Genomic DNA, 19815 nt, shown 5'->3' with positions numbered 1-19815 from the left:
ATTCAAAGCGAGGTCTTAGTATTAATCTTCACATATAATCACATCAACCAAACAAGAATTAACAAAGTTTAATAGACCAGAAGGCATTGTTTTTATGAGTGAAGTTCAATCTGTAGGTGTTATCGGTTTAGGCTCTATGGGAATGGGCGCCGCAAAGTCATGTGTGCGTGCAGGCCTAGATGTCTATGGTTTCGATTTAAATTCTCAAGCGCTTGAAGAGTTAGGTTCATTCGGTGCAAAAGCTGTTTCTACAAATGCAGTTGAGTTTGCAGATAAGCTTGATTCGGTTCTAGTTCTTGTTGTGAACGCAGCTCAAGTTAACACGGTCTTGTTCAAAACCGGTCTTGCTACAGCGCTTAAGCCGAATACGCCAGTAATGGTTTCAGCAACCATCTCAGCAGAAGACGCAAAACAAATTGAAGCGAAATTGGCAGAACACAATCTTGTGATGCTTGATGCACCGGTATCTGGTGGTGCTGCAAAAGCAGAATTAGGTGAGATGACTATTATGGCGTCGGGAGCGCAAAGCACATTTGATGCACTTGAACCAGTACTCAACGCAACGGCAGCTAAAGTCTACAACATCGGTGAAGCGATTGGCCTAGGCGCAACTGTGAAGATTATCCACCAATTGCTAGCAGGTGTTCATATCGCAGCTGGTGCTGAAGCAATGGCATTAGCGGCACGTGCAAACATTCCTCTTGACCTGATGTACGACGTGGTGACGAATGCAGCGGGTAACTCTTGGATGTTTGAGAACCGCATGAAGCATGTAGTTGATGGTGACTACTCCCCTAAATCTATGGTCGACATCTTTGTGAAAGATTTAAACCTCGTATCGGACACAGCAAAAGATCTCAAATTTCCACTTCCTCTATCAAGCACAGCACTAAACATGTTTTTGAGTGCAAGCAATGCTGGTTTTGGGCAGGAGGACGACAGTGCCGTTATCAAGATTTTTGATGGTATTGAGCTTCCAGGTGTAGAAAACAAACAGAAATAAGCGCACGTAAAACGGAGAAAAAATGATGTTATTAGGCGTTATCGCAGACGACTTTACTGGCGCAACAGACATCGCAGGTTTTCTTGTAGAAAACGGCATGCGCACAGTTCAGCTTAACGGTATTCCAAAAGAAGAGATTGATGTAAACGCAGATGCGGTCGTGATCAGTCTTAAATCTCGCTCTTGTCCTGTAGATGAGGCAATCGAGGATTCAGTAGCAGCGCTTAAGTGGCTGCAAGCAAATGGCTGTCAGCAGTTTTACTTCAAGTACTGCTCAACGTTTGACAGCACAGCAGAAGGTAACATTGGTCCTGTAACGGATGCACTGCTTGAAGAGCTAGGTGAAGCGTTCACCATTGTATGCCCATCATTACCAGTGAATGGTCGCACAGTTTTCAACGGCCATCTATTTGTATTCCAAGACTTGCTAAGCGACTCAGGTATGCGTAATCACCCTGTGACACCAATGACTGATTCAAGCCTAGTTCGTATGATGGATGCTCAATCTCAAGGCAAATCTGGCCTGGTGAACTTCCAAATAATTGAACAAGGTCCAAAAGCGGTAATTGAGCGCTTTGAAGAGCTAAAAGTACAAGGCAACCGCTACGCAGTGGTTGATGCATTCAATGCAGAGCATCTCGTCACACTTGGCCAAGCAGCGAAGTCTCTAAAACTGGTAACTGGTGGTTCTGGTTTGGCTGCGGGTATTGCTAAGAACTGGATAGAGAACCTTGAAGATCAAAGTGATGCGAAGCAAGAGGGGAACCCTAAAAAGGCACCAACCGTTGTGTTATCTGGATCTTGTTCTGTCATGACCAACCAACAGGTCGCTGTTTACAAAGAAAAAGCGCCACACTTTGCTATTGATGTGAAGGCGTGTCTGACGGAAGAAGACTACTCAAATCAAGTGTTTGATTGGGTCATGACCAACATCGAAAGCGAGTTCGCACCACTGGTTTACGCAACCGCAGATGCAACGGCGTTAAAAGCGATTCAACAAGAGTTTGGCGCGCATGCTTCAAGTCACGCGGTTGAACAGTTCTTTAGCCAACTTGCAGTTAAACTTCAGCAGCACGGTGTGAAAAATTTCATCGTTGCGGGTGGGGAAACCTCAGGGGTTGTAACCCAAAGCCTAGCCGTAAAAGGTTTTCATATCGGTCCTCAAATCGCACCTGGTGTACCTTGGGTGAAGTCACTTGAAGGCGAGCTTTCTTTGGCTCTGAAATCGGGCAACTTCGGCGATGAACACTTCTTTGCCAAAGCACAGTCGTTTTTTGAATAGGTGAGGTTGTGATGAATAAAGAATTGATGACAGAACAACAACTGCGAGAGCAAATGGTCACTATGGCTCGCTCTATGTTTGAACGTGGCTATGCGACTGGCGGCGCTGGCAACCTTTCTCTAAAGCTGCCTAATGGACACTTTCTGGCAACGCCAACTGGTTCCTCGTTCGGCCGCTTGATTGCTGAAGAGCTTTCGGTTGTGGATATTGATGGCAACCATATCTCTGGTGAAAAGCCATCAAAAGAAGTGGCTTTTCATCTGGCGATTTATCGAAATAACTCAAAGTGTAATGCGATTGTGCATCTACATTCTACTTACTTGACGGCGCTTTCTTGTCTTGAAGGTTTAGATCGCGAGAATGCCATCAAAGCTTTCACACCTTACTTTGTAATGCGCATTGGCGAACTGCCAGTGATTCCGTACCTGCGCCCGGGCGACCCTCAGATTGCTGAAGAACTTGCGCAGCGGGCAAGTGACTACCGAGCTTTCCTCCTGGCGAACCATGGTCCAGTGATCACGGGTACGGACTTTGAAGATGCAGTGGATAACGCAGAAGAGCTAGAAGAGACAGCGAAGCTAGCGTTCATTCTTAAAGACAGCAACATCCGCTACTTAACGGATACTGAGATTCAAGACCTAAAAGGGAGAGGTAAGTAATGGCTAAATTCGCGGCAAATCTGACAATGTTATTCACAGAAGTTCCTTTTCTAGATCGTTTCGAAAAAGCACACCAAGCGGGCTTCAAAGCGGTGGAATACCTTTTCCCATACGCATTCGAAGCGCAAGAACTAGCAAGCAAGATACAGCAGTTTGGTTTTGAGCAAGCGTTATTCAACATGCCTCCAGGTGATTGGGATGCAGGTGAACGAGGTTTTGCAGCTATTCCGGGGCGTGAGGATGAATTTAAAACGAGCGTCGAGACTGCGCTGATGTACGCCAAGGCACTGAACTGTAAAAAGGTTCACGCTATGTCTGGCATTGTTGATTCACGCTTCACTCGTGATCAGCATATTGAAACCTTTATCTCAAACATTCGTTATGCAGCGGATAAGTTTGCCGAGCAAGGTGTTGAGCTGATGATCGAGCCACTCAACAATCGCGATGTACCGAACTACTTTGTTGCACATCAACGTGAAGCGGTGGAACTCATCAAACAAGTGGCTCGTCCAAACGTGAAATTGCAGCTCGATCTCTATCACGCACAAATTATGGACGGTGATCTGAGTACGTTGATTCGCGATGTGGCGCCATACACAGGCCATATTCAAATTGCTTCTGTGCCTGAAAGGCACGAACCATCGGAAGGCGAACTGAATTACCCACACCTATTCAATGTTTTGGATGACTCTGGTTACCAAGGCTGGATCGGTTGTGAATACAACCCAAGGCATAGCACGCAGCTGGGCCTTAGTTGGGTTAAACCATACCTATAACAATTTTAATTTCTATCCATAAATAACTTGAAACCAATTACAAAAACAAAGGGTCGTGACTATGAATATTATCATAACTGGAGGGGCGGGTTTTCTCGGAACCCTACTTGCCAAATCACTACTAAAAGAAAACAAAGCTGAAAGTATTACTATTGTCGACATTCAAAAGTCGCGCTTAGAGGGCATTGATGACCGAGTCGTTTCTTTAGTCATGGATATGACAAAGCGAGAAAATATAGACCAAGTTATTACTGCCGAAACGACACACATTTTTCATTTAGCGGCAATTGTATCGAGCCATGCTGAGCAAGATTTTGATTTAGGCGTAGCTGTAAACCTGACGACCACACAGTTATTGCTTGAGCGTTGCCGTAAAGTAAACCCTAATATTCGTTTTACGTTTGCTTCATCTTTAGCTGTATTTGGTGGTGATCTTCCGGAAACGATTACACCAATAACAGCTCTTCATCCTCAGTCATCCTACGGGACGCAAAAAGCCATAGGTGAATTATTGGTTAACGACTATGCCCGTAAAGGCTTTGTTAAAGCTGTATCCGTACGTTTACCGACTATTTGTATTCGCCCTGGGAAACCAAACCTTGCCGCTAGCTCTTTCGTAAGCGGAATTATTCGTGAGCCTTTGAATGCTCAAGAATCAAATTGTCCTGTAGACCCTACGCTAAAACTTTGGATATCGAGCCCGTCTAGAGTGGTGGACAATATTCAATATGCAGGGCTAATGCCTTATGAGCAGTTAAATAATCTGTCCTATAGAACGCTTAATTTACCTGGTATTCAAACTACACCAGCTGAGATGATTCAAACAATGGACACTCTAATGGGTAAACAACTTTCTAATTATATTACCTATGAGCATGATGCGGGTATTGATCGTATTGTGAGTAGTTGGCCACAAAAAATTGATTGTACTAAAGAACTGGAGCTTGGATTTAAATCAGACAGTAATTTCAAGGATGTATTACAACAATTTATTTCTGTTAACAATATGGAGATTGTCTAATGTTACCAACCTCAGTAATTGGACTAATAGTAGCCGTATCAGTCCTTGTTTTTCTTGTATTACGTACAAAAGTACATGTGTTAATTGCGATGTTAATTGCGGCATGTATCGCAGGTATTATTGGTGGGTTAAGTGTTGACGACACGATTGCGACCGTTAGCAAAGGATTTGGTGGAACATTAGGCGGTATAGGGATTGTCATCGGTCTCGGCGTTATGATGGGGGCTATTTTAGAGGCTTCTGGAGCAGGAGAAAGTATTGCCTATAATTTTATAAAGTGGTTAGGAAAAAAGAAAGAAGAGGCCGCTCTTGCTGTAACTGGCTATATTGTTAGCATCCCAATCTTTGTGGATAGCGCGCTTATCATTCTTTATCCAATTGCGAAGTCTTTGTCAAAAACGTCCAATCGCTCGATTTTAACGCTTACGGTTGCTCTGGCGGGCGGCTTGGTCGTAGCGCATCACGCTATTCCGCCGACTCCAGGACCTTTGGGCGTTGCTGGTATCTTTGGTGTCGATCTTGCCAGCATGTTAGGTTTTGGTTTGATGATCGCAGCGCCTTGTGTCATGGGTATTGTTTGGTATGCAAGATGGTTAGAAAAGCAGTTTCCTGAATTCATTCCAACCGAACATTTCTCGAAGTCTAGTGAGCAACTGATTAATGATCACAAAGAGTACATTGCAAGTAAAGAAGCGAAAGACCTACCATCTTTAAGTAAATCTATCGCTCCAATTATTATCCCTATTTTACTTATACTTGCGAAATCAGTTATGGGTTTATTAGAGGGGACTTTCGGTTTCGAAGGGCTGACTGCAACAACATTTGGTCAATTTATCGCTTTTATCGGCAGCCCTACTATTGCACTATCAATAGCGACGTTACTAGCGGTTTACACATTGGGTAATAACCTTACCAAAGAAGAAGCGAATGAAAAGATGGAACAAGGAATCTCCACTTGTGGCATCATTTTGTTAGTAACAGGAGCTGGTGGCGCGTTAGGTGCCGTATTGCGTGAAACGGGTGCGGGCGCAGAGATTGCCAACCAAGTTGCAGGGCTTCCTATTTCTGCGGTTATGATTCCATTTATTATTGCGACGTTAGTTCGTATTATTCAGGGCTCTGGTACAGTCTCCATGATAACCGCTGCTTCTATATCTGCCCCAGTTTTAGTGAATATTCCTGACGTTAACCTTTTATTCGCAGCGACGGCAGCTACGATGGGATCTCTATTTGCTGGCTACTTTAATGACTCGCTATTCCATATTGTTAATCGATTAATGGGGGTGACTGAGGTTAAGAAACAACTCATTATTTGGACTATTCCAACAACAATTGCTTGGGCTATTGGTGGTTCATTAGTCATGATTCTTAACTTATTCTTCGGATCTCATGGTTCAATCTTTGATCCTGTGTTACCACTTGCTGTACTTTTGGGGTGTGTTGCATTTACAAAATCTTACAGCGCTAAGCACGTCGAATTACAAGAGGTATAAAGGTTTACTTGTACTCTTCCATAAAGTAAAAACCTATCACAATATGTATTTTTATCAGATAGTTTAGAGTTTTTTAATAATATGAACGGCCCTATGTTTGGGCCGTTTTAGTTCTTATAAATAAACTATTTAAATTGAACCGATATAGGTTCCGTTTTCAACTTAATCAATATGAAATGGAATTGTTATTTCCCGCTTAGTAAGAGATTACCTATAAAGGTTCTATTCGAGTTTAACTCTAGTGATTTTACTCTAGCGAAGTAGGGTTACTTTATATAAGAGTCCAGTACTTTTAATACGACTTCCATATCTTTTTCACGTTGAGTTTTGTCTTCCTCAAGTACGACGTGTTCAAGTAAGTGACCTTTAATTACTTCTCGCATCAAACCATTTACTGCTCCCCGAATAGCGGCAATCTGCTGCAACACATCTTGGCATTCATGCTCTTCTTCCAGCATTTTTTTAAGTCCATTCACCTGGCCCTGTATTTTACTGACTCGAGTGTTGAGCTTCTTTTGATCTCTGGTTGTATGCGACATGTCTTATCTTCTTTAAGTTACGGGCCGAGTTATTCTAACTGATAATGTAGCACTCAATTTATACTGGGGGGTAGTATTTGATACTAGGGGGGAGTATAGTTTGCGATAAATTAGAATCAACAACAGAGAACAACAATGGATTTTGTCGCGTTACTACAACAAGGTAATGGGTGGTTCTTTATTCCCAGTGCCATTTTGCTTGGCGCCTTGCATGGTTTAGAACCTGGGCACTCTAAAACGATGATGGCGGCGTTCATTGTCGCGGTGAAAGGAACGGTCAAACAAGCCGTGATGCTGGGTTTAGCTGCCACACTTTCTCACACTATAATTGTATGGTTAATCGCTGTTGGCGGGATGTATATTAGCCAGAAATTCACCGCTGAAGCGGCTGAACCATGGATGCAACTTATCTCTGGGGTCATTATCGTGACAACCGGCGTATGGATGTTTTGGCGGACATGGAGCGATGAGCGAGCTTGGAACAAAGCTCAGGATCATGCTCGCGACTGGACGACGCAAGTTGTGGATACAGGACATGGGCATGTTTCGCTTTCGATTACACAGGAAGGGGAGCATCACCGTTTCCAATTGCGAACACTCAGCGGTAAACCTTTAACTGCTGAAGGTATCAAGGTTTCGGTATCGAGTGATGGTTATCAACCTGCTGATATCTATCACTTTATAGAGCGTGATGGATACTTGGAATCGGCGTCTTGCATTGAAGTCTCTAATGGACTTTCTGTCACTTTGATCATCGGGCACCATGATCATACCCATGACTTTGATGTACATTTCCGTTCTGGTTCTCATTTAGAAAGCGAAGATAAGGAATATCAAGATGCTCACGAACGCGCTCACGCTTTAGACATTCAAAAACGCTTTGAGAATCGAGACGTGACGAATGGGCAAATTCTGCTGTTTGGATTAACGGGCGGTTTGATTCCATGCCCTGCTGCGGTAACGGTTTTGCTTATCTGTTTGCAGCTTAAGGCAATGACTCTTGGTGCGACTTTAGTTGTGTCATTCAGTATTGGCTTAGCCTTGACTCTGGTTGCTGTTGGCGTTGTGGCAGCATTGGGCGTGCAAAAAGCGACATCTAAATGGAGCGGTTTGAATGATGTTGCACGTCGAGCTCCTTACTTATCGGGCGTCTTGATCAGTGCAGTTGGTTTATACATGGGTATGCATGGATACATATCGCTGACGAGTTAAACTCTGTGATAAAGACTCTTTTCCTTTCTTTTTGTATGGGTAATGGCTTCATGCCTTGGTTTGCATGTTTTGCTGCCGATTCTTGATTGAGAATCACTCGATCCGACATCGCTGCCATATCTACAAACCAAGTCATTCTCGCTTCACCAAGCATCTCGGATTACAACCGCTGCAATTGTGGCTCTAATATCTGAACCTGAGATACTAAATGATAAAACGGGAGCACTGACCACAGCGCTCCCGACGGCAAAACGCTAATTAGAACTCTTTTCTTTAATGTTCGATACCAATTTGGTCGCATAGTTAAATTTAACTATGCAAACGTTTCCTTTTGCGTACTCGTCCCTTCGCCAAACCTCGTAGAAATGTGACGTTTTGAAGACTTTTTTTCCTTCTGTCTAAAGTAATCGGGAACCAAGCAGATACATAGTTATAAAGTTATGTCTTGCTCTGCCAAACAGACCCAAAATGCAGTTTGGTTGGTTTTGGAGAAGAAAGGCTTAGCGCTCGATTAATGAGCATCAATTGAATTGTATTGAGACAATTATAATGAAAAGAATCATCTTATTAGCAGTCTGCGCCATGTTTGGTATTGCTGTCGTGGCGAGTATGGCATCAACGTACCTAATTTCGAGTCAGAAAATCGATGACATCATCTTAAACAAATCCCAAGTTCAAGCTGAGTTTCTAGCGGGAAATGCGAGTTATATTTTGGAGAACTCAGCCAATCCAATGCAAGATTTACAATCGCTTGTTGAGGGGCTGAAACAACGTTCAGACGTGAGTTATGCCGTTGTAATTGATCGTAACGTGACGGCAGTAGCCCACAGTGATAAGCACAAGCTGAACAAAACCTATAACGATGAATATACTGTTGAAGGCGCGACGAGAGGTGTTCAACAGTACTCAAAGTGGTATGCCGATGTACAGAAAGTATGGGTGTTTGACATCATGGCACCAATTTATGTGGATGGTCAGTTATACGGTACTTTTGATATTGGTATTCCTATTACCGAAGTGAGCCAAGCGACGAATGGAATTATTACTTACCAGTTGATCTCTATGGTGGCGATCTTCGTTATGTGTGTTTTGATTCTGTCACTTCTGCTAAATAAACTGATGAGACCGCTTTCTGCGCTTAAAGACGCTCTACAAGACATCTCAAAAGGAGACGGAGACTTAACTGTTCGTTTGCCAGCGAAAGGTAATGACGAAGTCGCGCAAATTTCTTCTGCTTTCAACGTTTTTGTTGGGAAAGTACATGAGATTATTACACAAGTTGTAAATACTGGTGTGGAGCTTAATAGTTCAGCTGTCGCTTTGCGTGGGCAATCTCAACAAGCGCTCACAAGAGGGCAAGAGCAGAACGAGCAAACCATGCTGGTTGTCACATCCATGAACGAAATGATTGCGACGGTCAATGAAATTGCCTCCAATGCTGCTGGAGCGGCAAATGCTGCGAGTGCAGCAAGTAATGAAGCGCAAGATGGCTACACGACGCTAGAAAGAACCAAAACGGCGATGACTAATCTTGAAAACGAGATGAACAGCACTTCCAACATTATCGTGAGTCTTGCTGAAAATACTCAGTCGATTGGTAGTATTCTAGAGGTGATTAGAGGTATTTCGGAGCAAACCAATCTATTGGCTCTCAATGCGGCTATCGAAGCTGCACGCGCTGGTGATGCCGGCCGAGGTTTTGCAGTCGTAGCTGATGAAGTTCGCAACCTAGCGACTAAAACGGCTCATTCTACCGATGAAATTGACAACATGATTCACCAGCTACAAACTGAAGCTCAAAGTGCGGTGAATTCAATGAGCAATAGTAAGACTCTTATTGAAGAAGGAACGGCAGAAACCGAGTTAGCTCGACAGGCTTTAGAAGCAATAGCTGCACAAGTGACGACTATTTCAGATATCAATACTCAAGTAGCAACCGCAACAGAACAGCAATCAACGGTAGCAAACGAAATTAATATGAACATGGATACCGTCAGCCACTCAGTGAAAAGTGCGCTAACAGCGAGTGAGCAACTAGAAGAATCAAGTCAACAACTCGCGGAGCTATCGCGAACACTCGATCGTCACGTAGGAGCGTTTAGAATCTAAACGCCAACTGACCCTCTTTAATAAAAGCCAGTAAATGTTAATTGCTGGCTTTTTTATTTGAAAAAATCGAGTCTCAAATCGCTTAGCGGTGTTTGTCCTTTCTAGACGATAAAACAGAATACGATAAATTAGTTGAGTAAAGCTTAGCTAGGCGTTAAGTTTTGCGCTTTGCTTTAAATGTTCAACAAACATAGATATTTTCTTAGCTACATGTTTTCTTGACGAGTAAAAGGCGTAAAGCACTAAATCCTCAGGTTCGTACTCTAGAGTGACTATTTCTAGCTCACCATTTTTGATCTCATTTTGGCATGACTCAATTGGCAATATTGCGTATCCAAGCCCTGATAACGCGCCATATCTGGCGAGATGACCGCTGTTTACTTTGAATGAAGATTGCACAGTTTGAGTAATATGGCCCCCAACAGGGTTTCTGAATACCCATGGTGCACCATTTACTGCGGTAAGCGTCGTGATGCAGGGAACATGACTTAGATCCGTAATTTTGTAAGGGGTGGCGTATTTCTCAATTAGTTGAGGCGCGGCTAAAATGGCACTGGGCCAGCGTTTTATCTCTCTCGCCACCCAGTTACTGTCTGACAAAGTCCCTCTATGAAAACTCAAAATGACATCAAAGCTATCAATAACATCATCTTTAGGGTTTAGCGTTGTATCGCAAGACAAAGAGATTGACGGGTATTGCGTGCAAAAGGTGACAACCGCTTTGGCCAGTACAGGTGTGTCTGGCATAAGAATTCGCAGTTCCCCTGTTACCGTGTGCGAGTGGCGCGTTACCGTTTCTAGTGCGGCGTTGAGTTGCTCCAATAACGGACGAGTGCTGCTATAGAGCTCTTCTCCAGCCTCGGTAGGCGTCATTCGCCTTGTTGTTCTATTGAACAACCTAATGTTTAACTTTTCTTCAAGCAGGGCAATGTGTCGGCTGATATTTGATGTTGGTATATTCAAACACTCAGCGGCTCGCTTAAAGCTGTTGTTCTCATAAACACAGTGAAAACTTTTTAACCAGATTTGGTCAACGTTATCAAACATTTCATTATCCCACTTTATTGGATTATCAAGCCAGCATATCGCACTTTATCCCTGTACTAAGTTACATACAATTTTATTTACAAGTTTAAGCGAACAAACAACGAGATATCGCGCTAGAACGTAATCAATAGTGGTGAATTTATGAGCTGGTTAGAACGGTTATTTGAGAATAAAAATATAATAGGTTCGCGCAAAGCGTCTATCCCTGAGGGCGTTTGGACAAAGTGTCCTGAGTGTGAACAAATACTTTATCGTGCCGCGTTAAAAGAAAATTTGGAAGTATGCCCTAAATGCTCACATCACATGAGAATGGCTGCGCGTCAAAGGTTGATCTCTTTTCTGGACCATGGAACACAACAAGAGTTGGCAAGTGAGTTGGAGCCACAAGATATTTTGGGTTTTAAAGACTTAAAGCGATATAAAGAGCGAATTGCTTTAGCACAGAAAACGACTGGAGAAAAAGATGCGTTGGTGGTGATGGAGGGCAAGTTATTGGGGCTGCCTGTTGTTGCGTGTGCATTCGAATTCTCTTTCATGGCAGGCTCAATGGGCGCAGTGGTTGGCGAGAAGTTTGTCCGAGCAGTTGAAAGCGCAATTAATACAAAATCTGGGTTAGTATGTTTTTCCGCTTGCGGAGGGGCGCGCATGCAAGAGTCTTTGGTGGCTCTCATGCAAATGTCAAAAACCAGCGCCGCGTTAAACCACTTATCTGAGCACAGATTACCCTATATCTCAGTATTGACGGACCAAACTTATGGTGGCGTCTCGGCGAGTTTAGCCATGTTAGGAGACATCAATATTGGTGAACCTAAAGCAAGTATTGGCTTTGCGGGAAGACGGGTCATTGAGCAAACGGTACGTGAAAAGCTACCAGACGAGTTTCAGCGAAGTGAATTTTTACTAGCGCATGGTGCGCTAGATATGATTGTCGATAGACGTGAAATGCGCGATCGCGTTGGCCGCTTACTGGCTAAGTTAACCAACGCGAGGGTGGTCTCAGAATAGGTTGTATTAAAGTTAGACTTAGTACTTGCGTTTATTGAGCCGTGATCATTACAAACCGTTCATTTTGCCCCCATCTTGGTTCCGCATTCATTAGGCTGAGATCCAACGCCGTTTGGTATGGGTCAACAGCAAAATGGTCGCTTACTAACCCCCAGAGCATCCAGTTGATTGCGGTTTCATTCTCGGTAAGCTCTTCGAGTGGCGCTTGGAGGAAAAAGTACTCATCTTCGCCATCGTAACCGAGCCGATCATAGATAATGTTGCGTAGCTCTCGATCCAAATCATGTTGGAGGTTGATTGAGTCGTACAGTTGCTCTTCTGTTGGGCCATTCTCATGGTGATAAACATTGCGTTTTGACTCTTTGTGTAAAGTACCTGCGCCAGTTTCAATGCTTACTTTCTTTTGCGAGTGTTGCTCAAGAACTTGAATGATTTCATCCTCTAGTTGATCGAGTTTACTCAGCAAAACTTGATTGTTTATGTCACCAGCGGGGGAGGCCATCGTTTGGAAGGCTTTCACTCTCTCGTAGACTGCTTTCCCGTGAGGAAGGGCTGCAAAACACTGTTCTTGAAGCGCTTCATTGGCTTGCCAAATGCCCGAGTAGAGCTCGTAATCATGTGTATATGGTGGAAGCTCTTCAGTATCTTCCCCTAATAATTCTCGCCAGTGCTTTTGCCACTGTTCTTCTTTTGCGTGTTTTACACGCGCGTATTGCTTAACCCAGCGGTTACGAAGTTTTACCCCAAAAATGGCAAGTCCCCATGGAGCGAGCAAATAAAAATAATAGTGAGAAGAGTTATCCCAAAAGTAACCGTAAACGTAAACACCAAAAGCAAGCACCCAAGTTCCAACAGTACAAGCAATAACCCCGGACATTATTGATGATTGGCGCTTTGTTTCTCTTAATGTATTACCTTCAGAACATAACCAAAAAATGCCGCCAAAAACAAAGGCAAACGTTGTCATGAAGTAGGCAATCCCCGCTCCCCAAAATCCCCAAAGTGACATGTATTATCCCTAGCCAAATATCTGCTTTATTCACTCATCAATGACTGGAGGAGTAAATGTGTTTGATTTGGCGGAGAATTTACCATTAATGCCAACCTTTTGATATGCACTCTATGACTTATTGGGAATGAGTCACAAATAAAAATAGATGGTATCAAGCATCAAAATTTAATTTAGAACCTTTGATTGTCGTGAACTCTATCTGGAAGAGTTAAGGGGGGCGTTTAAGGGCAATTCTCCTCATAAAGTCGTTATTTAGAAAAAGGTAAATTAATGTTTTTATTGATAATTGTGAGTTTTTTTGGAGTGGGACTGCTCCCATTTAATTAGAGTAAAAGACCTATTTTTGGGAGCGGTTTCATAAATTTTATGACACTGATTTCACTGTTTGAGCTGTAAAGAATATAAACCCCCACTCAATGTATGTTAATAATCAATGAGTGTTGTTATGTCTCATATCCGTTTTTTCCCGCGCCATCGTTTGGCGCTTGCTTGTATGCTAGCGAGTGTGTCTGGCTTCTCTTTTGCACAAAATCAGTGTGCTGTTGCTGATTTACAACAATCGCGAGATCTGGCTACTGCCGTTTCTGGTGCTGAGTATGATTGCTACCACGCTTGGTTTTCAGCACCTTCAGAAACGCTGAATGATATCTATAGTGAAGCGAGCCTAAGCCGTATCCAAGTCGCGCTGGATCAAGAAATCGCTCGCTATCGTGGTGAAGCAGATCAAGCTCGTATTCTAGAGAACCTAGGCGAATTTATTCGAGCGGCCTACTACGTTCGCTACAACGCTGGTACTGGTACACCTGAGTTTTCGCAAGCGTTGAGTCAGCGTTTTGCTCAGTCGACGAACCTATTCCTAAACAACCCTCATGCTTTGGATCAAGGTCGTGAACAAGTTGGTGCAATGAAGAGCCTGACTTTGATGGTTGATAACGTTAAGCAGTTGCCGCTGACCATGGATAGCATGATGGCCGCGTTGATGCACTTTAATCGTGAAACCGCGCAGGACACGCAATGGGTCGATGGTTTAAACAACTTGTTCCGCTCTATGGCAGGCCATGCGGCGAACGATGCGTTCTACCGATACATGGCAAACAATACACACCATATTGATACGTTGGTGAAATTCGCATCTGATAATGCTTGGGCATTAGATACGGATGCAAGCTTTATCGTTTTCAATGCATTACGTGAAACTGGTCGTTTGCTCGCGAGCCCAGATCAGGAGACCAAACGCAAAGCATTGGCAGTAATGCAACAGGTGATGCAGCGTTATCCACTGGGTAGTGAGCATGACAAACTATGGCTTGCTGCCGTTGAAATGATGAGCTACTACGCACCAGAAGGCCTAAATGGTCTGAATATTGAGCAAGCCAAGCAAGATTTAGCTGCACGTGTAATGCCAAATCGTTTTGAATGTCAGGGACCTGCCATTATTCGCTCTGAGGATCTGACCGATGCTCAAGCAGCGAAAGCGTGTGAAGTGCTAGCGGCAAAAGAAGCCGACTTCCATCGAGTTGCGAATACGGGTAATCAACCTGTCGCTGATGATTTGAATGATCGTGTTGAAGTGGCGGTATTCGCGAGTAACACTAGTTACGTTGATTACTCTTCATTCCTATTTGGTAATACAACGGACAACGGTGGTCAGTACCTAGAAGGTGACCCTTCAAAAGCGGACAATACTGCGCGTTTCGTCGCTTATCGCTACGCGAATGGTGAAGATCTCTCTATCTTGAACCTAGAACATGAATACACGCACTATTTAGATGCACGATTTAACCAATACGGTTCGTTCAGCGATAACTTGGCTCATGGTCATATTGTTTGGTGGCTAGAAGGTTTTGCTGAATACATGCATTACAAGCAAGGTTACCAAGCTGCGATTGAGCTGATTGCAGATGGTAAACTGAGCCTTTCCACTGTGTTTGATACCACGTACTCTCACGATACCAATCGTATCTATCGTTGGGGTTATCTAGCTGTTCGATTCATGTTAGAAAATCATCCACAAGACGTCGAAAGCTTGTTGGCATTGTCGCGCTCTGGCCAGTTCGAACAATGGGCACAGCAGGTGACGTCTTTAGGTCAACAATACGATGCTGAGTTTGAACGTTGGTTGGACACATTAAAAGTGGAACCTGAGCAACCTGATACAGACCCAGAAGAGCCAACAGAACCAACAAGCCCTGAAGCACAAGTGACTGAATTGACGGCGAACCAAAGCCTTCAGCTCAGTGGCGAAGCATACAGCGAAAAACTGTTCTACGTTGATGTTCCAGCCAACACCGTTAACTTCAATGTATCTATTGAGGGTGCGGGTGATGCGGATCTTTACATGAGCTACAACAAAGTCGCGCATTACTATGATTTCGAAATGAGTCAATATGCTGATGGCAGCAATGAAGAGATTGTGTTTGAACCAGAGCAAGATGGTTACGTTAAAGCGGGTCGTTACTACATCAGCTTAACTGGACGTGATAGCTATGACTCAGTAAATCTTGTGGCTGCGTTAGAAGTGGAAGCGCAAACACCGCCAACCCAAGTGCAAGATGATTTAGCACCTGTGGTACTAGAGTCTGGTGAAGCCAAAATGCTTACCGTTCACAAGCAGCGTTATGCAGCAGTTCATGTGCCTGAAGGTGTAGAAGAGGTTCGTGTATGGCTAACGGCTCACTCTCAAACTGGTAATGTCGATCTATACGCGAGTAGGGAGCATTGGCCTACAGTAGAGCAGCACGAGTATGCGTCCAACTATGCAGGCAGCAATGAATACCTTGCGATTCCTGTTACTGAAGCAGGGTACGTGCACTTCGCTCTTCAGGCTCCAGAGCAAGGCGATGACGTTGAAATGCTAGTGCACTTCAACTAAACAGGTTCGATTAACTAAAGTCGAGATAAAACGTCGCTGATACAGCGACGTTTTTGTTTATATCGGACACGATTATAAACAAACAGCGGCGAATGCTAGTTAATCGGCTGATCTATCGAGTTATCAGTTGCCCTTTTTCTAAACGGCTTTAGGTTTGTATTGCAATTTACCGCGCACATAAACTTTTTTAGCGACGCGTTCTGTGACCTAGCTTCTGATTTGTGTTTCCCAAATGGATACAATATATATGCACCCCGTGCAATAAAGTGAAAAGGGAAAGACATGAAAACGCTTATTTATGAAACGTTGATTAGCCTTGCTAACCAAGAACCAGAACAACATGCAAGAATCCGACAAAATCTCTATGAACAGTTGGATCTGCCGTTCGATAAGCAGCTGGCTTTGTATTCTTGTGCCCTTGGTCCTGCAAGTTCAGGCAAGTTGGAGAGCAGTCAAGGCATTAACAACGCGGTAGATTGCGCGGTTAAACTGCTTGAAACTCCTGAGCGCTAATTCACTCGTTGTTTTAATCACGGCCCGAACCCCAAGGGCCGTTTTTAATTGCGGTTAAATTGATTTCAACGTCGTTATTGCTCTGCTCTTTCCGCTAGCACTTCTTTGAATGCAAACATGCCGTTTAATGCCGCGGGAAACCCTGCGTAGACGGACATCTGCAAAATGATCTCTTTAATCTCATCCTCGCTACAGCCTACATTCAGCGCTGCATTTAAGTGCACTTTTAGTTGCGGCGCGCAATTCCCCATTGCCGTTAGCGCGGCGACGGTTGCGATTTCTCTCGATTTTAGGTCTAAGCCCGGGCGAGCATAAATATCGCCAAACGGATACTCAATGGTGTACTGAGCTAAATCTGGACAAATATCTTGTAAGCTTTCGATGACATTATGACCAGCGTCGCCATCAATTTGAGAGAGTAGTTCTAATCCTTTGTTAAAGCGTGATTGTTCCATCGGTATGTTCCTAGTGAATAAACGTAAACACACCTTAATCGTTAGAGTTAACTCTAAGTCAACGAACTTTTCCGCTTTTATACAAGGCAATTTTTTCTTCTAGAGCCGATAAGTGCTTTTTCTGTTGTTCAATGTGGCGTTTGAGGTTTTCTTGGTGGCGTTCTAACAGGGCTTGACGTTGTGGTACAGATTGAGAGCCGACTTCCCTTAATTTGGCATACTCTAGAATCTCTTCAAGTGGCATTGCAGTTTCTTTTAAACGCTTAACAAAGCTTATCCAGTTTAGATCTTTCGAACTATACATTCGATGTCCACTCGCGTTTCTATGGACATGTTTAAGTAAACCGATTTTTTCATAGTATCGAAGTGTATGAGCAGATAGCCCGACGAGGTCAGAAAATTCTTTGATATTCATTATTATCCTCCAAGGTAGAGCATACCCCATAGAGATAAGCTAAGTTTCGCATTTTGAAGTCATTTCGGGACAGATACAAACAGAAATCTTTAGTCTTTTAACGCTAGGTATGGTGATTTACTGGATTTTTGAAACGCGCCAAACGTGATCCATCTGCCAGTTTCGTTTTATTAACAATTGATTACTCAACGGGTTGGCTTGGCTATTTTTATCCTTTGGGCCTATTTTAGGGCGTACATAGGTCTTATGTTCTATCTTTTTGAATTTAAGTTTTTGTTAATCAAAACAATGCCTTAGTTTTGTGTTGGTCTGTTCGGGTTGTATGTCGTGTGCCCGTTATTCACTCAGAACGATTTATCGCTGTGCAATGGATGAGTCGCTACGCCTTCGATTTCAGCCTTGAGTTAGTGCTAAAAGGGTGAGTGCCTCTGATGAATAGCTTTTATAATTTCGATTATTGAATTCACTCACAAAAAAATGCAAACAAGTAATCGTGAGTGGAAACGAGCAGGAGAACAACATGAGTGGCTCACAGGAAACACAATCATTCGGTGCAAACGTTATCTTACATGCGTTTGATTGGAAGTATGCTGACATTGCCCAACGAGCAAAAGAAATCCGCGAGCTTGGTTATGGCTCTGTGTTGGTTTCGCCACCAATGAAAAGCGCACACGATGAGCGCTGGTGGCAGCGTTATCAACCACAGGATTATCGTGTTATCGATAATGCCTTGGGTGATACCAAAGATTTTATTCATATGGTTCGTGAACTGGAGCAAGTTGGTGTGTGGGTTTATGCCGACGTAGTGTTTAACCATATGGCAAATGAGGCCCACCTTCGCAGAGACCTTCAGTACCCAAGACAAGAGGTCTTGGAGGAATACCAGAACAACAAACAGAAATATCAGTCGCTAGCGTTGTTTGGCGATCTATCTCAACCACTTTTTGATGAAGAGGACTTTGTTGAAGCATTCGGCATCAAAGACTGGAAAGATAAGTGGCAGGTTCAAAACGGACGTATCACAGGTGGGCCAACCGACCCTGGCTTGCCAACTCTTCGTGTTTGTGACCATGTCGTTGAACAGCAGCGAGCGTACCTAACGGCGCTGAAAGCTATTGGTGTGAAAGGTTTTCGTATTGACGCTGCGAAACACATGACGTTAGAGCATCTTAAGCGTGTTTGGACAGACGACATCACGCGGGATGTGCACATATTTGGCGAAATTATTACCGATGGCGGTGCGACGGAAGAAGAGTATCAGCTGTTTCTTGAGCCGTATCTACAGGAAACTCGCCTAGGTGCGTACGATTTCCCTTTGTTCTCAACCATGTTTAAGGCGTTTGCTAAAAAGGGTAGCTTCAAGTCTCTGATTGATCCCTATTGTTTTGGTCAGGCTCTGTCCCCCGGTCGTGCGATTACATTTGCTATCACACATGATATTCCTAACAATGATGTCTTTCTTGAGCTCATCATGGACGAGGAAAACGAATGGTTAGCTTATGCCTATATTCTAGGCCGAGATGGTGGTGTGCCGTTGATTTATACCGACTTAAACACTAGCGGTATTAAAGGTAAAAATGGTCAGCCAAGATGGCAGGGTGCATGGAGCGATCCGAGAATGGCAAAAATGATCCAGTTCCATAATATGACGCATGGCGAGCCGATGAGTGTTCTTGAAGGTAACGATGACATGCTCGTACTTAAGCGAGGTGACAAAGGTATTGTGGTGCTTAATAAATCACAGCGTCAACAGTCTTTGACATTAAAAATCGATGGTGATTGGGTTGATTTGATGACAGAACAAATCATTCCAAGTGACGGTAAGTTAATCGTACCATCTAAGTCGTCGATGTTACTCGTCGCGAACTAGAAGATGTACACACCGAGGTTAGCAATTTCGGTGTGTATGTTTATCATCGTCATTCACGTTCTGCTGAAATTCAATATAAACTCAAACTCTCTCGTTTTTGCTAGAAATTTATGAGCACTCGTTAACGCAACATTCTGCTTTTAAAAAAACAATTACGTCATCTAAGCACTGATATTCTGCAACACAAAAAAGGGTTCTACCCTCTCGGCGCTGGGTGAGAAGACCAGCTGAAGCAAGGCTCGAGATATGATGAGAGAGAGTGGATGCTGGAATGCCAAGCTTTTCTTGTACGCCGCCTACCGCGATACCTTTGTATCCCGCTTTGACGACTTCTTTGTAAATACTTAAACGAGTCGGATGCCCTAACTCTTTTAGTGCTTTAGCAACGGCTTCAAGCTCCATACTGACCTCTAAAGAATGACCACAGTAATTTTGTTTCGATAATAGGGAAAGTCTCAGTAAATGCCAACTATTACGATCTCAGAACAATTTAAATCAGATGAGATTCATACTGGCTCATGCCTTCATGACA

General features: G+C 43.6%; 18 protein-coding genes. 12 read left to right on the top strand and 6 right to left on the bottom strand.

Going from position 1 to position 19815, the window contains the following annotated elements:
* The first annotated feature begins 94 nt into the window (after positions 1-94).
* The 6 genes from ltnD to R7044_RS18865 all read left to right on the top strand — a co-directional run bounded on the left by ltnD (position 95) and on the right by R7044_RS18865 (position 6234).
* The gene (gene ltnD, locus R7044_RS18890) at positions 95-1003 is read left to right on the top strand and encodes an L-threonate dehydrogenase (protein ID WP_005375356.1); all 909 of its coding nucleotides are present in this window, start codon (positions 95-97) and stop codon (positions 1001-1003) included.
* A 25-nt stretch (positions 1004-1028) separates the two neighbouring features.
* On the top strand, positions 1029-2285 hold the full coding sequence (gene otnK, locus R7044_RS18885) for a 3-oxo-tetronate kinase (protein WP_086047604.1): 1257 nt from the start codon (positions 1029-1031) through the stop codon (positions 2283-2285).
* Positions 2286-2296: 11 nt separating this feature from the next.
* On the top strand, positions 2297-2944 hold the full coding sequence (locus R7044_RS18880; protein WP_005385078.1) for an aldolase: 648 nt from the start codon (positions 2297-2299) through the stop codon (positions 2942-2944).
* Entirely contained in the window at positions 2944-3720 is a 777-nt protein-coding gene (gene otnI / locus R7044_RS18875) for a 2-oxo-tetronate isomerase (protein WP_047101720.1), read from the top strand. The genes R7044_RS18880 and otnI overlap by 1 nt, the downstream gene beginning before the upstream one ends.
* A gap of 61 nt (positions 3721-3781) precedes the next feature.
* On the top strand, positions 3782-4741 hold the full coding sequence (gene denD, locus R7044_RS18870) for a D-erythronate dehydrogenase (RefSeq protein WP_005375367.1): 960 nt from the start codon (positions 3782-3784) through the stop codon (positions 4739-4741).
* Positions 4741-6234 carry a GntP family permease gene (locus R7044_RS18865; protein WP_005375369.1) on the top strand — a complete coding sequence of 498 codons (1494 nt, stop codon included), beginning with the start codon at positions 4741-4743 and terminating at the stop codon, positions 6232-6234. Before denD ends, R7044_RS18865 begins: the two co-directional genes overlap by 1 nt.
* A 266-nt stretch (positions 6235-6500) precedes the next feature.
* On the opposite strand, the gene rcnR is transcribed toward R7044_RS18865, so the two are convergent.
* Entirely contained in the window at positions 6501-6773 is a 273-nt protein-coding gene (gene rcnR, locus R7044_RS18860) for a Ni(II)/Co(II)-binding transcriptional repressor RcnR (protein ID WP_005375370.1), read from the bottom strand.
* 135 nt (positions 6774-6908) lie between these two features.
* Here rcnR and R7044_RS18855 point away from each other — a divergent pair, with 135 nt between their 5' ends.
* Entirely contained in the window at positions 6909-7985 is a 1077-nt protein-coding gene (locus R7044_RS18855) for a nickel/cobalt efflux protein RcnA (RefSeq protein ID WP_225455757.1), read from the top strand.
* Between the two features lie 549 nt (positions 7986-8534).
* On the top strand, positions 8535-10094 hold the full coding sequence (locus tag R7044_RS18850) for a methyl-accepting chemotaxis protein (protein ID WP_017635256.1): 1560 nt from the start codon (positions 8535-8537) through the stop codon (positions 10092-10094).
* A gap of 147 nt (positions 10095-10241) precedes the next feature.
* Here the strand turns inward: R7044_RS18850 and R7044_RS18845 are convergent, their stop codons facing one another.
* Positions 10242-11141, bottom strand: a complete 900-nt coding sequence (locus tag R7044_RS18845) for a LysR family transcriptional regulator (protein ID WP_225455756.1) — start codon at positions 11139-11141, stop codon at positions 10242-10244.
* Positions 11142-11282: 141 nt separating this feature from the next.
* On the opposite strand from R7044_RS18845, the gene accD reads away from it, so the two are divergent.
* Positions 11283-12146 (top strand): acetyl-CoA carboxylase, carboxyltransferase subunit beta, encoded by an 864-nt coding sequence (gene accD / locus R7044_RS18840; protein WP_213871222.1) that lies wholly within the window; start codon positions 11283-11285, stop codon positions 12144-12146.
* 31 nt (positions 12147-12177) lie between these two features.
* On the opposite strand, the gene R7044_RS18835 is transcribed toward accD, so the two are convergent.
* A complete protein-coding gene (locus R7044_RS18835) occupies positions 12178-13155 on the bottom strand; it encodes a hypothetical protein (RefSeq protein ID WP_225455755.1) in 978 nt (325 codons plus the stop codon).
* Between the two features lie 448 nt (positions 13156-13603).
* On the opposite strand from R7044_RS18835, the gene R7044_RS18830 reads away from it, so the two are divergent.
* On the top strand, positions 13604-16030 hold the full coding sequence (locus tag R7044_RS18830; protein ID WP_054574450.1) for a M9 family metallopeptidase: 2427 nt from the start codon (positions 13604-13606) through the stop codon (positions 16028-16030).
* A 282-nt stretch (positions 16031-16312) separates the two neighbouring features.
* Complete coding sequence (locus R7044_RS18825; RefSeq protein ID WP_005375384.1) at positions 16313-16543, top strand: PAS factor family protein; 231 nt, start codon at positions 16313-16315, stop codon at positions 16541-16543.
* A gap of 74 nt (positions 16544-16617) precedes the next feature.
* On the opposite strand, the gene R7044_RS18820 is transcribed toward R7044_RS18825, so the two are convergent.
* Positions 16618-16998, bottom strand: coding sequence for a carboxymuconolactone decarboxylase family protein (locus tag R7044_RS18820; protein WP_054728771.1), 381 nt, complete (start codon positions 16996-16998; stop codon positions 16618-16620).
* A 58-nt stretch (positions 16999-17056) separates the two neighbouring features.
* Positions 17057-17413 carry a MerR family transcriptional regulator gene (locus tag R7044_RS18815; RefSeq protein WP_047101703.1) on the bottom strand — a complete coding sequence of 119 codons (357 nt, stop codon included), beginning with the start codon at positions 17411-17413 and terminating at the stop codon, positions 17057-17059.
* Between the two features lie 520 nt (positions 17414-17933).
* Between R7044_RS18815 and R7044_RS18810 the strand changes: the two genes are divergently transcribed.
* On the top strand, positions 17934-19283 hold the full coding sequence (locus R7044_RS18810; RefSeq protein ID WP_047101701.1) for an alpha-amylase family protein: 1350 nt from the start codon (positions 17934-17936) through the stop codon (positions 19281-19283).
* A gap of 108 nt (positions 19284-19391) precedes the next feature.
* Here the strand turns inward: R7044_RS18810 and R7044_RS18805 are convergent, their stop codons facing one another.
* On the bottom strand, positions 19392-19685 hold the full coding sequence (locus tag R7044_RS18805; protein WP_047101698.1) for an ArsR/SmtB family transcription factor: 294 nt from the start codon (positions 19683-19685) through the stop codon (positions 19392-19394).
* Positions 19686-19815 lie beyond the last annotated feature (130 nt).

It is taken from the genome of Vibrio sp. 1402 (assembly GCF_033340275.1).
Note: the sequence above shows the minus strand (reverse complement) of the source record. Positions and strands in the feature narration are given on the sequence as shown.